The organism is Bacteroides sp. FSHCM14E1 (assembly GCF_019633785.1).
Lineage (GTDB): Bacteria > Bacteroidota > Bacteroidia > Bacteroidales > Bacteroidaceae > Bacteroides > Bacteroides hominis.
Genome location: NZ_JADKYL010000007.1, coordinates 158,492 through 174,081, shown reverse-complemented (window position 1 = coordinate 174,081; position 15,590 = coordinate 158,492). Strand labels below are relative to the sequence as shown.

The window sequence follows — 15,590 nt, the reverse complement described above, 5'->3', positions numbered from 1 at the left end:
ATGTGCAAATATGCCAATGCTTTATTATTATGTCATATACAATTGAATCAATCGTTGAAAAAATAGGTGCACGGCGTCTGGGAAACAAGCCTGCTACCATCGACTGGCTACTGACAGACAGCCGTTCGTTATGCTTTCCGGAAGAGACCCTCTTTTTTGCCATTCCTACCAAAAGGAATAACGGCGCACGCTATATCCCTGATCTCTATGAACGGGGAGTCCGCAACTTTGTAGTAACAAGCGAGGATTTCAAGGGGCTCACCATGGATAGTGAACAGCTGAAAGTGACAATGGCTCAGGAATGCAATTTCCTTATTGTCTCCAATACTTTAAAGGCACTTCAGAAACTGTCCGAACAACATCGCGGCTCTTTCCAGATACCTGTAATCGGCATCACGGGCAGCAATGGAAAAACCATCGTCAAAGAATGGCTGCACCAACTGCTCAGTCCCGACCGGGTAATCGTACGTTCGCCACGCAGCTACAATTCACAGATCGGCGTACCGCTGTCCGTCTGGCAGATGAACGAAGAGTCCGAATTAGGTATCTTTGAAGCCGGTATTTCGGAAATGGGAGAAATGCGTCCATTACAGAATATGATCAAACCGACTATCGGTATCCTGACTAACATTGGCGGGGCACACCAGGAAAATTTCTTTTCATTGCAGGAGAAGTGCATGGAGAAACTGAGTTTGTTTAAAGACTGCGACGTCGTCATTTACAATGGTGACAACGAAATGATAAGCAATTGTGTCGGAAAGTCGATGCTGACCGCCCGTGAAATCGCATGGAGCATGAAGGACATCGAGCGTCCGCTCTACATCAGCAGGGTGGAGAAGAGAGAAGACCATACCGTCATCTCCTATCGCTATCTGGAGATGGACAATACATTCTGCATCCCCTTTATCGATGATGCTTCCATAGAGAACTCCCTGAATTGTCTGGCCGCATGCCTGTACCTGATGGTACCCGCCGACCAAATCACCGAACGTATGGCACGTCTTGAACCCGTAGCCATGCGCCTGGAAGTAAAAGACGGCAAGAACAACTGCATCCTGATCAATGACAGCTACAACTCAGATCTTGCTTCACTGGATATTGCTCTCGACTTCCTTTACCGCCGTTCACAATCAAAAGGTTTGAAACGTACTCTAATTCTCTCAGACATTCTGGAGACCGGGCAAAGCACCACAACGCTCTATCGCAAAGTAGCACAACTGGTTCATAGCCGGGGCATCGAGAAGATTATCGGCGTAGGAGCTGAAATCTCCTCGTGTGCATCGAAGTTTGATATAGAGAAATATTTCTTTCCCGACACAAAGGCACTTTTAGCATCAGATGTCATAAAGAAGCTCAAAAATGAAATCATCCTGATAAAGGGTTCCCGCAACTTCAGTTTCGACCTCGTATCGGAGGAACTGGAACTGAAAGTGCACGAAACCATCCTGGAAGTCAATCTGGGTGCAATGGTAGCCAATCTGAATCATTATCGTTCGATGCTCAAACCGGAAACCAAAATGGTATGCATGGTGAAAGCATCGGCATATGGAGCCGGTTCATACGAAATAGCCAAAACCCTTCAGGAACATCACGCCGACTATCTGGCAGTAGCAGTAGCCGACGAAGGTTCCGATCTCCGCAAAGCCGGTATCACAGCTTCCATCATTATCATGGACCCGGAACTGACAGCGTTCAAAACCATGTTCGACTATAAACTGGAACCGGAAGTATATAACTTCCACCTGCTCGACGCACTGATTAAAGCTGCAGAAAAAGAAGGCATCACCAACTTCCCGATCCACGTAAAACTGGATACGGGCATGCACCGGCTCGGATTCGAAGAAAAAGATATCCCGCAACTGATTCGCCGGCTGAAGAATCAGAATGCCGTGATACCCCGTTCGGTCTTCTCACATTTCGTGGGAAGCGATTCGCCCCAATTCGACGCATTCACCCGTCAGCAAATCGAACGATACGAACATATTTCGACTGAGCTGCAAGAAGCATTTCCACATAAGATACTGCGCCATATCTGCAATACGGCCGGTATCGAACGTTTTCCCGGAGCACAATTTGACATGGTGCGGCTGGGCATCGGATTGTATGGTATCAGCCCCATTGACAATTCAGTCATCAACAACGTAAGTACACTGAAAACAACCATTCTCCAGATACGTGATGTAGCGGAGGAAGATACGGTAGGATATAGTCGCAAAGGACATTTGGTTCGTCCTTCGCGCATCGCTGCAATCCCCATCGGATATGCTGACGGTCTGAACCGCCATCTGGGATGCGGGCACGGTTATTGCCTCGTCAATGGTAAAAAAGCTCCATATGTGGGTAATATTTGCATGGATGTATGTATGATAGATGTGACGGATATCGATTGCAGAGAAGGTGACCAAGCCGTGATTTTCGGTGACGAGTTGCCCATTACCGTTCTTTCGGATACCCTTGACACCATTCCTTACGAGGTACTGACAGGTATCTCAACCCGGGTAAAGAGGGTATATTATCAGGATTAGTTCCAAAAGATTAAGTCGGAAAGTGAAAAGCAACGGACATCAACCTCCTTCTGCTTTTCACTTTTCGTTTTTATGAGCCCGGTTTTCGCTTTTATGATTCCGCCTTTCTTTTTTCATTCAAAATAGTCTATCTTTGCACACGAACTAATACAATACCGTTATGACAAACCTTTTTTTATTAGGATTCATGCCCAGTGGTTCCGAATGGATTATCATCCTGTTGGTTATACTTTTGCTTTTTGGTGGCAAAAAGATTCCCGAACTTATGCGCGGGCTCGGCAAAGGAGTGAAAAGCTTTAAAGAAGGGGTGAACGAGGCAAAAGAGGAAATAAACAAGGCAAAAGAAGAAATCGACGAACCGGAAAACAAAGAAAAGAAAGATAATTGATATCCTGTTTGGTTTCCGTTTCTTGCATCTACCCATAGGACACAAGATACTGCTTCTCTTTTCACGGTATTAAAGACAGATTGAAAGTAAACTTCAACCGCCTTTCTCGTACAATGGCAGAAATTAAAGAACTGACTTTTTGGGATCACCTGGATGAACTGCGCCGGGTGTTGTTCCGAATTATAAGTATATGGTTTGTTTTGGCTGTAGCCTATTTCATCGCTATGCCCTATCTGTTCGACCACGTCATTCTGGCCCCCTGCCACAACGATTTCATTTTTTACCACCTCCTGCGGGATATCGGGCAGGCATTCGACCTTACCGATGACTTCTTTACCCAGGAGTTTAAAGTCAAGCTGGTAAATATCAATCTGGCGGCACCTTTCTTTATCCATATGTCCACAGCTTTTTGGATGTCCGTAGTCACTGCCACACCTTATTTGTTTTTCGAGATATGGCGTTTCATCCGCCCGGCTCTTTACCCTAATGAACGGAAAGGAGTCCGCAAAGCACTGACCATTGGCACGGTCATGTTCTTTATCGGAGTCCTTTTGGGGTATTTTATGGTTTATCCGCTTACCCTTCGTTTTCTTTCTACCTATCAACTCAGCGCGGAAATAGAAAATCAGATCTCCCTGAATTCTTATATCGATAATTTTATGATGCTAGTGCTTTGCATGGGACTGGCTTTCGAACTGCCTTTGGTAACCTGGCTGCTGTCCTTGCTTGGATTAGTCAATAAATCATTCCTACGAAAGTACCGGAGACATGCCATTGTCCTGATTGTCATTGCTGCCGCTGTCATTACCCCAACAGGAGACCCTTTCACACTCAGCATCGTAGCTATTCCCCTCTATCTGCTTTATGAAATGAGCATATTGATGATTAAAGACAAAGACCGCTCTTAGATCCTGTTTGCCTACTCCGGCTTTTCCTAATATGATTTCAATGTAACTTATTCTAAATAAAAAACGAAGAATAATCGGTTATCGTTGCAATTTCCATTAAAAATAGAAATATACCAAAGAAAAATGTTGCTTACATAACCATAATTCCCCTAGTAACAATATAGTCTGTTAATTCTAACTCAATACACATTACATCTCGTCTATTTTTTTAAAGAGTATTCTAATGATTAACGATATTCAAATAAACAAAACCGTATAGATTAATAAAAAATAATTAAATAAACAAAAATTAATTAATTTAATTATTTTTATTATAATTGCATTAGTCTAAAAATCAAAATCATGAAAACCAGAACATTTTATTTTTACTTTGCATTTGTTTTAATTTTATTATCATGCAATAATGAAATGTACATTGATAATTTAAATAATGAAAATAACGTTGCGACTAGAGCTATAAAAGCTCAAACAACTGAAAATTATTATTATTATAAAGGAACAAAACAGTATATTTCGATTAATCCTAGCAAACGTTACATTATAGCTAAACAAAATATTCACGCATCTCAATGTAACGCCGATAATACAGTAAGAGTATTTGCAAATGGAAATATCGGATACATTGTAGAAACTGAAGCGACTGGAAGATTCTCATCTTCGGACCCAACTACGCCATTAATTAATGACTCAAATATAATTGCAATAGAAAGTGTTATAGGAGACTCTATATTATTACCTAATTCCAATATTTTTTATATCAAATTAAAAGAAGCGACTGATATAACTTTATTAAAAGATAAGATAGCTGAAATAAGATGTGTTATAGAAGGAAAAGTAGAAACTGATAATTCATGGATCAGAGTGTCCTGCAACAAATATTCGAAAATGAATTCCTTAGATGCTTCTAATTATTTATATGAAACAGGGCTATTGGCAGATGTTGATCCCGGTTTTGATTTTGATTTTAAGTCAAGTTATATTCCTTCTGACGCAATGTATAGCCAGCAATGGGGACTTAATGGCAGATGGGGAATTCATCCAACAGGAGCTTGGGACATAACAAAAGGAGAATCTTCAATTACAGTAGCAGTCATTGATCAGGGAATTTATACTCAACATAGTGAATTAAATGGAAAGATGCATTCATATTCTTATGATTGCAGTACTGGGACAAGCGTTGCACCCTCTGTATATCAAAATCATGCTACCATGATTGCAGGTATAATCGCTGCAAATCATGATAATAATATGATAGCAGGAATAGCACCAAATATAAAATTGATGAATATCAAACGCTCCAGCACCTCTAATACCGGCGCTACATCATTGGAATTGCATGCAAATGCAATAAATAAAGCTTGGCAAAATGGAGCTGATGTTATTAATAATTCTTGGGGAAGCAATACTAATCAACACAGTGCTGTTTTAGAAAGTGCTATCAACAATGCTTTAATTAAAGGACGAAATGGAAAAGGTTGCATTGTTTGCTTTGCCGCAGGAAATGACAAAGTTATAACATATCCGGGAAATTGTAATCCTGATATATTAGTTGTTGGCGCATCTAATAGCAGTGGAAGAGAGACATCTTTCTCCGGACGCGGTAACGAATTAGACGTATTAGCTCCAGGAGAGGAAATTTTATCAATTGACGCTACCGGAGGTACCTTCACAGATAGTGGCACTTCTTTTGCGACACCACATGTTGCCGGAATTGCAGCCCTAATGCTATCCGTTAATCCCAATTTAAGTCAAGAACAAGTATCTACTATCATGAAAGAGACCTGTACACTAGTGACATACTATGGCAGTGGTTGGAATAAGAATTCGGGAAATGGCATTGTAAATGCGACAAAAGCAGTTAAAGTAGCCGCAAAACAATATTCAATTATAGGAGGTCCTTATGTCCACGCAACCGCTAAATTTTATATTGACTATGCGCCTAAAGGAGCAGAAGTGACGTGGAGTACCGGTAAAAATATATCAAGAATGATACACCATAAAAATGATACTATAGAATATTATTTCAATTTTGATACAAGAATGACAACTGATGAAGTAAAAGCAAAAATCACTTATCTAGGGCAAAGCGTGAATATTACTTTACCTATCACAATCTTCAATGAGCCTCAAATAACCGGCGTACAGAGAATTGACTATGATCCGTCCGCTAACAACAGGTATGATTTAAAAGTATCTTGTTCTGATCCTAACTCTATTATCACTTGGAGTGGTGACGGAAATTTCATTGATTTTCCTTATGCGGGTGACGCCAGTTTTATGGATCATCCTAATTTATATAAGTCGGTGACATTCTTCTCTTCAGGTGTGCATACTTTAAAGGTTAAAGCAAATAACTCGTATGGATCTGATGAATATCAATTTCAAATAGACAATACGCCCTCTTTATACACCTTCTCAAGGAAAGACACGATCAGTACCAATAAAATTAACCTCTAAAAATAACGATATGAAACGTAAATTTCTTTATTTAACCATGATACTATTCATGGCATTAATTGCAACTTCTTGCAATAATGGCGAAGAATACGATGAAATAGATGGTATTCTTGAAAATAATGTTGAGATCAAGGAAGTAGCTTGCCATTCCGACTCAAAAAAGGATGAAACGGTTTTGGTTTCTTCTTTTTCTGACCTGAAAAGTTTTCAAGTGGAATATTCCAAATATTCAAATGATTTGCCCTTGATAGATTGGAGTAAACAGACTTTGTTAGTTGCAGAAGTCTATACAAATACATTAATGGACAAATGCAATGTATACGTATATAAAGGAAAAAGCAAGTTTACTTTATCAATAGATGTGCTACGAGAGGAATTAATGTCTATGGCATTCGACGCAAAGGCTTATATCATCGTTTTAAATCAGCCGAATGTCGATACAAAAGATATTAAAATACATTTTAAACCACACGCTAAAAAGGAATAATCGGACTTTATCGTCCGATTTGCCCTCCTTCACCATCGATAAACACAGAGTTTACTCCTTCCTACCAATACAACCTATATCGTGGTTTTTCCTGTTCAGTATCATTTTTCTCTATCTATTTTATGAAAAGAGTATAGTAAACAAGAACAGATAAGTTAAGAAAACACAATAATATTATTTAATTTTGAATAAATGAATCATTTTTTTTATAATTGCAACATCAAAATTAAAAACTCAAAATCATGAAAAAAATCATCATTCCATTCGTCATTATGCTAATAAGCATAAACGTTTATTTCGTACAACAATCCAATCAAAAAGTAACAGAATCCCAAACAAGACTCAATGATTTTTTTGAATTATCCGCATTTGCTGATGGAGGTGAAGCCGCTCCAGAAGAATATGGCTGTGCAGGTAACCCGACCTTTATAAAAAATCAATCTCTACAATCTGCTAACTGTTGGAATGGAGGTACCCACAAAAAGTGTAAAGATGATCCAAGCGTTTGCTGCGATCCGAGTAAAGGAACTGACTGTGGGGGAATCATCAAATTATAAAATTCTAAAAAACTTGGATTCATTAAAAACACTATTTTTGAAGTGAATCCAAGTTTTTTTATTTTATCTAAAATTTAATATACCAAACGCCAATAACAATGAAACATTTATCTTTTATCCTGTGGCTATCCGTTTTATTCATAGGATGTTCCCCCTCTTCCGAGACAAGGCCTAAAGATATAATTGAAATAAATGTACCCTTGCATCAAGAAGATAATATAATTAAATTATCAACAATTATAGATTCAATAGATTACGTGCCATTAGCAACTGATAATGAATATCTTATTGGAAACGTCGATAAACTAATAGTCACTGATGATTCTTTCTATATTATAGATAAAGATATTAGTTTTTCTATTTATTGCTTTAACAAAAAAGGAAAATTCATCAGAAAAATAGGAAATCGGGGCGCTTCCGATAAAGAATATGTTTCTATTACAGACGTAAATATTTATAATGAGAAAATTTATATTTGGGATGGTAGTTCAAGAAAATTATTAATTTATAAATCCAATGGTGATTTTATACGTTCCATATCATCGGATTATGCAGCAGAATCAATAGCTATCTTGAATGATTCTCAAGTTGCTTTTTATGGTGACTACAAACATAATTATAAATTTGAGGATAAAGGAAGATATCCGAACTTATTAACTCTCGATTTAGACAATAGAAAGATAGATACTGATTTATTCTATGAAGAATCACTATCAACTTCCGGCATCACTCGTTTACCTAATAATATCTCCAACAATAAATACTTGATCATGCCTTTAAATGATACGATATATCAAATTTTACCATCAGAAGTAGAAAGAAAATACGTCATAAACTATCGCCATGAATTCAAAAAAGCACAAGAAAATTATATAAAAAGATTGAAAACAGAAAAAGTTACAGTAGATGATGCAATGGCAATGGCTGGTGAAAGCGCTCAATTCCCCATCTTTAATGTTTTTTTCGAAGGAAACAACTTCTCTTACTTTTTTTACCAGATGGGGTACCATATTTATTTTGGTTTTTATTATCCACAATCTCAAATATACGTTGAAGCTTCTGCCAATAAAAAGAATCCCATAGAAAACGATATAGATGGTCTTGCCCGTTTTTTACCATATGCTGTTCATAAAGATTTCCTTTATTGTGTAATGGAACCTTCAGCAATTCTTGAACATGCAGAATGGATCCCAGCATCTCAAAAAGCAAAAGTGAATAAGCTAAAATCAGAGGATAATCCGATCATTGTTGCAATGAAAATGAAAAAACAATAGAACTGCAAAAGATGGACTATGTTCTTACAGCCTCACATAAAAATCCATATTTTTATTTTAGATTCATTTTACAGGTGAAAAATATATTTCTCGTCATACTATTGCTTATTTACTTATGGGGATGCTCACAGCCTATCCCTATAGACAATCAAAACCTTATTATAATAAATGCTCCGGTAAAAAAAGAATCTAATATAAAATTATTCTCACTCGTTGACTCAATATATTATATTCCTTTAGAAACTAAGGATGAATTTCTAATAGGAAACATTGATAAACTTATAGTAACAGACAAAAAAATTTACGTTTTAGATAAAAACATTACTGCTGCCACATATTGTTTCGATCAAAAAGGTAAGTTTGTCAGAAAGATAGGAAATAGAGGTTCCTCTGATAAAGAATATATATCAATAACCGACATAAATATTCATAATGGGAAAATGTATATTTGGGACGGAGATGTCAATAAACTACTAATATATAATTCAAATGGGGAATATATTAAGACAATAACATCCAAATATTCAGCTGAGACATTTGCTGTTATTAACGATTCAGAAATAGCTTTTTATGGTGATTATAAACACAACCATCTGTTTTTGGAAAAGGACCAATATCCCAACCTACTATTCCTCAATACCCAAAACAAGGACAGCAAATCAGATCTATTTTTCAGTTCAGAATTATCAACCTCAGGAATTTGGGGATTGCCCAATAATCTAACAAACAACAAAAATTTAATTATTCCATTAAATGATACAATCTATCAAATTTTAGATTCCTTTCATTTAAAGAGAAAATTCGTTATGAATTATGGCGAGAATTATCAAAAAGCTCAAAGAGAATACATAAAAAAACTAAAATCTGAAAATGTATCTGTTGATGAGGCTATGAATATGTTGGGAGATGGAGCACAATTTCCTGTATTGACAGCCTACTATGAAGGCAGTTATTTTTCCTATTTCTTCTATAGAATTGGGTTTCATGCATTCTTCGGATTTTATTATCCGGAATCTCAAACTTATATTGAAGCTTCTGCATACCAAAAGAGTCCTATAGAAAATGACATGGATGGTCTCGCTCGTTTCTTACCTTATGCAGTCCATAAAAATACTCTTTACAGTATAATGGAGCCTTCTTCAATTATAGGTCACACAGAATTAATTCCCGCATCTGAAAAAACAAAGTTAGAAAAACTGACTTTAGAAGATAACCCTGTAATCGTTGCTATAAAAATGAAAAAAATTTAAGACCATGAAAAGAATAAGTAGTATTTGCATTATCGTCTTATTAATTCTATTATGTATTAGTGAATTTTCACTTTTCCAGAAAAACAATCACTTACGAAAGTTGGTAAGCACAAAAGAGAATCAAATAGGAAGTTTAGCTATGGACAAAGATTTGCTTTTAAATAATATGCAAATGCAATATGCTAACAATGGATACCAATTAAATGACTTTCTACTGACAAATATCACTGGATCTACTTTAAAACTATCTAATCTACTAGATGATCATTATAAAATTATTTTCAGGTTTTCATATTTACATTGCTCCTCTTGCGTTGAATTTGAACTAAAAAACATTATAGAAATCGCCGAAAGAATACCTAAAGACAGAATTATCATCATTGCTGAATATGATAATAAAAGAGGATTTTCTGCTTTTACGAAAGCACACAATATCACTTTACCCATTTATTTTTTAAGTGAGAATGCCCATGCCGATAACATCCTGCAAGACGAGAATATCCCCTATGTATGTTTGATGGATAAAAAAATGAAAATTGAACATTTGTTTATTCCCATCAAGGAAGTTCCTATTTATTCAGAACGTTATTACCACCACATCATTCAACGATATTTCTAAGAGATTCATAGGATTCTCACTCTATTTGTCTATTTTTGCTGTATGGAAAATGAAGTGAACGAATCTTTTGAGATCCTGCTTGCAGCTTGCCAGACCACAAACGACAATCTGGCAATGGCTTACAAACAGTTACGTGACCTGCTTGAACGATTGTGCCGGGCGCAAATGCAGGATGAAAGCCTTCAGATGACTGACCTCTCAGCACGCATCAGTTTCGTATCCGCACGAGCCGGCCTGACGGTTGTCGAACAAAACCGGCTGCACACTTTCCGGCTGACCTCGAATGCCATTCTTAACCGCAAGGAAGAACCGGTACGCGAAAAACTGCTGCGAGATATCAAGACACTTGCTTTCTTTATACGCAAACTTTATGAAATTGAGATTCCCGGTACGCTCTATCGCCTACTGCCTCGTACCGATGCAACTTATATCGTGGCTCCTCCGGCTAAGAAACAGGTAAAACGAATGCGTGTATGCTATCAATACGCAGACGAACAGTATCTTTATGTTATTCCGGTCGATGCGCTTGCCGATGAGTTTCTCCGGGTACGCTATAACGTTCCTCAAATCAACGAGGAATTTGCGCAGACTTGTGAAATTCTATGGCACCATGCCCAACTCAATCTGCTCGACGTAGCTATTGACGAAGCCGGCATTCTGACCCCTTCGTTCATTGTACTTGAACCGGACTATCTGATCGATATCAGTTCGTTAGCCGAATGCTTCCGCGATTACGGACATCATCCTGCCAACTATGTATTGGCACGCCTCCAGCCCATTGAGAACGCCCGTCCGCTACTTCTGGGAAACATTGCCAACCTTTTTCTTGACGAATGGATTCATGCTGAAGAGGAACCGGATTATAGAGAATGTATGCAGAAAGCTTTCCGCCGTTACCCGATTGAGCTGGCAGCCTGTGCCGACTTACGCGATAAGGAGAAAGAGCGTCAGTTTTTTGACGATTGCAAACTACACTTCGAACATATCCGGGAAGTGGTAAACGACACTTTCCATGCTCCGGGTTACGAATTGGACAAGAGAGACGCTGTGCTTGAACCTTCTTACATCTGTGAAGCACTCGGTCTGCAAGGACGACTGGATTATATGCAACGGGACATGTCGTCCTTCATCGAAATGAAATCCGGAAAAGCAGACGAATACTCTATCCGCAACAAAGTAGAACCGAAAGAAAACAATAAAGTACAGATGCTGCTTTACCAGGCAGTGCTGCAATATTCGATGGGGATGGATCATCACCGGGTAAAGGCTTACCTACTCTATACACGCTATCCCTTACTCTATCCGGCACGTCCGTCGTGGGCAATGGTACGCCGCGTCATCAATCTGCGCAACCGGATCGTATCCGATGAATACGGAATCCAGCTACGAAACAGCGTGGAATATACTGCTTTAAAACTCCAGGCCATACAGTCCGACGTACTTAATGAACGAGGATTATCCGGCCGTTTCTGGGAACAATATCTCCGCCCTTCCATCGACAACCTATCGCAGAAACTGGGTTCACTCACCTCGTTGGAACGGTCGTACTTCTTCGTACTCTATAATTTCATAACCAAGGAGTTATACACTTCCAAATCCGGAGATGTCGATTATGAAGGCCGCACCGGTGCAGCTGCCTTGTGGCTCTCCACTTTGGCAGAGAAATGCGAAGCCGGAGAAATTCTTTATGACCTGCACATCAAAGAAAACCATGCAGCGGACAAACATAAAGCACATATTCTTCTTTCACAAAAGAAGAGCGAACCTTCGTCTGAAGAAACGAAAACATCTCCGGAAAAAAACGAGCCACAAGCCCTGCCTAATTTCCGCCAGGGAGATGCCATTGTTCTCTACGAGCGTAACAGAGATGAGGATAACGCTACTAACAAAATGGTATTCAAAGGCAATATCGAATTCATCACAGAAGAAGAGATAGGTATCCGCCTGCGCTCCACTCAGCGAAACAGTTCCGTACTTCCTCCGGACAGCCTTTACGCAATCGAACACGATACCATGGATACCACTTTCCGAAGCATGTATCAGGGACTGTCAGCTTTTGCTTCAGCAACAAAGGAACGGCGTGATCTATTGTTGGGACAACGTCCGCCCGAGTTTGACTCCGGACTGGACGGACACATTCTTTCCGCCACCGATGACTTCTCCCGGGTGGCTCTGAAAGCACAGGCTGCCAAAGACTATTTCTTACTGGTAGGTCCTCCGGGAACCGGCAAAACTTCGTGTGCCCTGAAGAAAATGGTAGAAACCTTTCATAGGGAAGAACAGGCGCAAATACTTCTCCTTTCATATACTAACCGGGCTGTAGATGAAATCTGCAAAGCCCTTTCGTCTATCCACCCGAAAGTCGATTTTATCCGTGTGGGCAGCGAACTTTCATGTGATGAAGCCTATCGCGACCACTTGATTGAAAATGAACTATCACACTGCTTCCGCCGGTCCGAAGTAACCGAGCGCATCAGTCACTGCCGTATCTTTGTAGGGACAGTGGCCTCCATTTCCGGTAAGCCCGAACTCTTTCGCCTGAAAAAGTTCGATGTAGCCATCGTGGATGAAGCCACTCAAATTCTGGAGCCTCAACTGTTGGGCATCCTCTGTGCCCGCAGTGAAGATGGAGAAAATGCCATTGGCAAATTTATTCTGATCGGTGACCATAAGCAGCTACCTGCTGTCGTATTGCAAAACACCGGACAATCGGAGATTTATGATGAGGAGCTACGTGCCATCGGACTGAAAAACCTCAAAGATTCTCTCTTTGAGCGCCTCTACCGTACCGCACGTACATCATCAACCGATCTTCTCCCTTCTGTTTCCTCTTCATCACCCAAAGGACATCGCTCCTTCGATATGCTTTGCAAGCAGGGACGGATGCACCCCGAAGTGGCCCTTTTTGCCAACCGTGCTTTTTACGAAGGGCGGTTGATCCCGGTGGGACTTCCCCATCAGGTTGAAACCATAGAAGGAATGTCAAGAATAGTCTTCCTTCCTTCAGAAGCAGAACCACAAGGAGCTTCGGCAAAAGTCAACCACTCGGAAGCGTGTATCACAGCCCGGCTTGCAGCAGACATTTACCGGCAATATGCCGGGACTTTTGAAAGTACACGCACCTTAGGGATCATTACCCCTTACCGAAGCCAGATCGCTTTGATTAAAAAAGAAATTGCCATGTTGGGAATCCCGGAACTGAACTCAATTCTGGTAGATACCGTAGAACGTTTTCAGGGAAGCGAACGAGATGTCATCATCTATTCATTTTGTGTAAACTACCCCTACCAACTTCGCTTCCTCTCTAATCTGACAGAAGAAAATGGAGTCCTTATAGACCGGAAACTAAATGTCGCGCTGACCCGCGCACGCAAGCAAATGTTCATTACAGGAGTGCCCCGACTGCTTGAACAGAATCCAATTTATGACAGTTTGATAAAATTAATAAAACAGCGAGAGGCATTATCTTAATTTTGCAGTCCTTAGCTTTTATTCTTTCTTTCTGAACTTCGTTAACACCTCAGTATATCGCAAACCGCTATATTTGCACTACGTTTTTTTCATAGAGATTTAGATTTAAGGTTAGAAGAATTGTGGAAGTCGTGAGACTTCCCTTTTTTTCATCTTAAAGTTTGCTTTCTTTTTGAGCTAAAGCATAAAAAGAAAGTAAACCCAAAAAGCCGCTTCGTGAGAAGAGGCTTTTTTTATATCCTATCGACAGAAATCACCACAGAGGACACGGAGGACACAGAGTTTTAATTTCTTGCTTAGTATATTAAAGAAAATATTCTCTGTGTCCTCCGTGTCCTCTGTGGTGAATCAAATTCAAAGCAGTATAGAATTATACACTTACGGGATGAACCCTAACGCAATCATTCCTCCCATACCAGATAAGCTGAAACCAGCCAATGGTTCAGTTTATTCCCATCTACAACCTGAGCCTCAGGAATACTGACCGTAAAAGTGTGCTTGCCGGGAGTAAGCGTACCAATAATTGCCTCTTCGGGCACAACGTCCGAACCGGGACACCAATTGGAACGGGAAAGATCCGAAGAAGCCAGCGGCTCTTCCACTTCTTTCTCTGTATACCCCTTTTCACCGATATAAGATGCCAAACGTTTGATCAGCCAAACACCGGTCGCCGGATTGAAACGCCGGAAAGAAGCACAATCATCACGCCAAGGAACAAAGTTGAGCACCTCTTTCCCATCAACAGAAATAATGTTACGCTTTTGCACAAATTCGTCCCCACCGCTATGGCCACCATGTCCGGTCACTATATATTTAAGACGGATATTTTTTGCTCCTTTGGGAACTGTAAAATCAGTAGATACATCCCGACGGGCAAAAATATCAGGATAGCTCTGTCCCATATAATAAACGGTATTCATCAACGGTTCTACATGGCGTTTCGGAAGAGCGTCACAAGTAAGGCGACTTTCTTTCACGTCAATATCCGCACTTACCAAATAACCTTCAGAAGTCCAGGTATCAATATAAATACCGACATAAGCCTCTCCTTCAAGCAAAGGATAAAGATCGGTAATATCTTGTTGCCAGGTAACATTACTTTCCCACTTGGGGATATAAACCGGACGGCGTTTGCTGCTCAGTGAATCATTGTTATTACTATAGTACCCCACACCGAATGGAGTCATAAAACGCATCAACTCTACTGTAGGCAAATAGTCTTTTCCGGAAACGATACCTACCATTTTTTCCAGCTTCAAACTATCTACCGGAGGAAACTTCGCACCATCACGAGCGATTGTCAGCAGATTGACAGCTGATGACTTGGGCAACACAAAACAAGAACCCGACTTATCCCAGCGATCACCGTTGGAAGCAAGGGTAATCTTTAGGTTCACTGACACATTTCGTTTGTATGCAGGAAGAGTTATCTTCTTCAGGATGATACGCCCATTGACCAGATGGTATACACCTGACTCATCCGCCCCGTTATAATTATTAGGATACGTATCAGGAGAGAAACGTACATTCACATTTTCAAATACTGGAACGTGAAGGTCGCCTTTGGCAGGCAGGTTCTTATGTCCTCCCGCCCAAAGCTGAACAGAAAGGAATAGAAAAACGAATAAAGAAGTTAATCTGAAATTCATAAAGG

At 39.8% G+C, this 15,590-nt stretch carries 11 protein-coding genes; 10 read left to right on the top strand and 1 reads right to left on the bottom strand.

Annotated features, from left to right (window positions below; genetic code table 11):
• Positions 1-29 precede the first annotated feature (29 nt).
• The 10 genes from ISX59_RS12800 (at position 30) to ISX59_RS12755 (ending at position 13,936) form a co-directional block, all read left to right on the top strand.
• The gene (locus ISX59_RS12800; protein WP_220575953.1) at positions 30-2,525 is read left to right on the top strand and encodes a bifunctional UDP-N-acetylmuramoyl-tripeptide:D-alanyl-D-alanine ligase/alanine racemase; all 2,496 of its coding nucleotides are present in this window, start codon (positions 30-32) and stop codon (positions 2,523-2,525) included.
• 160 nt (positions 2,526-2,685) lie between these two features.
• On the top strand, positions 2,686-2,913 hold the full coding sequence (locus ISX59_RS12795) for a twin-arginine translocase TatA/TatE family subunit (protein ID WP_005785095.1): 228 nt from the start codon (positions 2,686-2,688) through the stop codon (positions 2,911-2,913).
• A gap of 113 nt (positions 2,914-3,026) precedes the next feature.
• A complete protein-coding gene (tatC, locus tag ISX59_RS12790; protein WP_044300039.1) occupies positions 3,027-3,821 on the top strand; it encodes a twin-arginine translocase subunit TatC in 795 nt (264 codons plus the stop codon).
• A 342-nt stretch (positions 3,822-4,163) separates the two neighbouring features.
• The gene (locus ISX59_RS12785) at positions 4,164-6,278 is read left to right on the top strand and encodes a S8 family serine peptidase (RefSeq protein WP_220575952.1); all 2,115 of its coding nucleotides are present in this window, start codon (positions 4,164-4,166) and stop codon (positions 6,276-6,278) included.
• Between the two features lie 10 nt (positions 6,279-6,288).
• Complete coding sequence (locus ISX59_RS12780) at positions 6,289-6,765, top strand: hypothetical protein (RefSeq protein ID WP_005818479.1); 477 nt, start codon at positions 6,289-6,291, stop codon at positions 6,763-6,765.
• A gap of 242 nt (positions 6,766-7,007) precedes the next feature.
• Positions 7,008-7,322: a hypothetical protein gene (locus tag ISX59_RS12775; RefSeq protein ID WP_044300040.1), complete on the top strand. Its 315-nt coding sequence runs from the start codon at positions 7,008-7,010 to the stop codon at positions 7,320-7,322.
• A 98-nt stretch (positions 7,323-7,420) separates the two neighbouring features.
• The gene (locus ISX59_RS12770) at positions 7,421-8,596 is read left to right on the top strand and encodes a 6-bladed beta-propeller (RefSeq protein ID WP_005818474.1); all 1,176 of its coding nucleotides are present in this window, start codon (positions 7,421-7,423) and stop codon (positions 8,594-8,596) included.
• A gap of 11 nt (positions 8,597-8,607) precedes the next feature.
• Positions 8,608-9,846 carry a 6-bladed beta-propeller gene (locus ISX59_RS12765; protein WP_052510096.1) on the top strand — a complete coding sequence of 413 codons (1,239 nt, stop codon included), beginning with the start codon at positions 8,608-8,610 and terminating at the stop codon, positions 9,844-9,846.
• 4 nt (positions 9,847-9,850) lie between these two features.
• The gene (locus ISX59_RS12760) at positions 9,851-10,465 is read left to right on the top strand and encodes a hypothetical protein (protein ID WP_022011954.1); all 615 of its coding nucleotides are present in this window, start codon (positions 9,851-9,853) and stop codon (positions 10,463-10,465) included.
• A gap of 42 nt (positions 10,466-10,507) precedes the next feature.
• Complete coding sequence (locus tag ISX59_RS12755) at positions 10,508-13,936, top strand: AAA domain-containing protein (protein WP_220575951.1); 3,429 nt, start codon at positions 10,508-10,510, stop codon at positions 13,934-13,936.
• A gap of 401 nt (positions 13,937-14,337) precedes the next feature.
• Here ISX59_RS12755 and ISX59_RS12750 read toward each other — a convergent pair whose 3' ends face one another.
• Positions 14,338-15,585 carry a PNGase F N-terminal domain-containing protein gene (locus tag ISX59_RS12750; protein WP_005810225.1) on the bottom strand — a complete coding sequence of 416 codons (1,248 nt, stop codon included), beginning with the start codon at positions 15,583-15,585 and terminating at the stop codon, positions 14,338-14,340.
• Positions 15,586-15,590 lie beyond the last annotated feature (5 nt).

Excerpts from the sequence above, each read along its gene's own strand:
- ISX59_RS12800 (WP_220575953.1), top strand. The coding sequence starts at position 30 with ATGTCATATACAATTGAATCAATCGTTGAAAAAATAGGTGCACGGCGT.
- ISX59_RS12765 (WP_052510096.1), top strand. The coding sequence starts at position 8,608 with ATGGACTATGTTCTTACAGCCTCACATAAAAATCCATATTTTTATTTT.
- ISX59_RS12770 (WP_005818474.1), top strand. The coding sequence starts at position 7,421 with ATGAAACATTTATCTTTTATCCTGTGGCTATCCGTTTTATTCATAGGA.
- ISX59_RS12755 (WP_220575951.1), top strand. The coding sequence starts at position 10,508 with ATGGAAAATGAAGTGAACGAATCTTTTGAGATCCTGCTTGCAGCTTGC.
- ISX59_RS12785 (WP_220575952.1), top strand. The coding sequence starts at position 4,164 with ATGAAAACCAGAACATTTTATTTTTACTTTGCATTTGTTTTAATTTTA.
- ISX59_RS12760 (WP_022011954.1), top strand. The coding sequence starts at position 9,851 with ATGAAAAGAATAAGTAGTATTTGCATTATCGTCTTATTAATTCTATTA.
- ISX59_RS12780 (WP_005818479.1), top strand. The coding sequence starts at position 6,289 with ATGAAACGTAAATTTCTTTATTTAACCATGATACTATTCATGGCATTA.
- tatC (WP_044300039.1), top strand. The coding sequence starts at position 3,027 with ATGGCAGAAATTAAAGAACTGACTTTTTGGGATCACCTGGATGAACTG.
- ISX59_RS12750 (WP_005810225.1), bottom strand. The coding sequence starts at position 15,585 with ATGAATTTCAGATTAACTTCTTTATTCGTTTTTCTATTCCTTTCTGTT.
- ISX59_RS12795 (WP_005785095.1), top strand. The coding sequence starts at position 2,686 with ATGACAAACCTTTTTTTATTAGGATTCATGCCCAGTGGTTCCGAATGG.
- ISX59_RS12775 (WP_044300040.1), top strand. The coding sequence starts at position 7,008 with ATGAAAAAAATCATCATTCCATTCGTCATTATGCTAATAAGCATAAAC.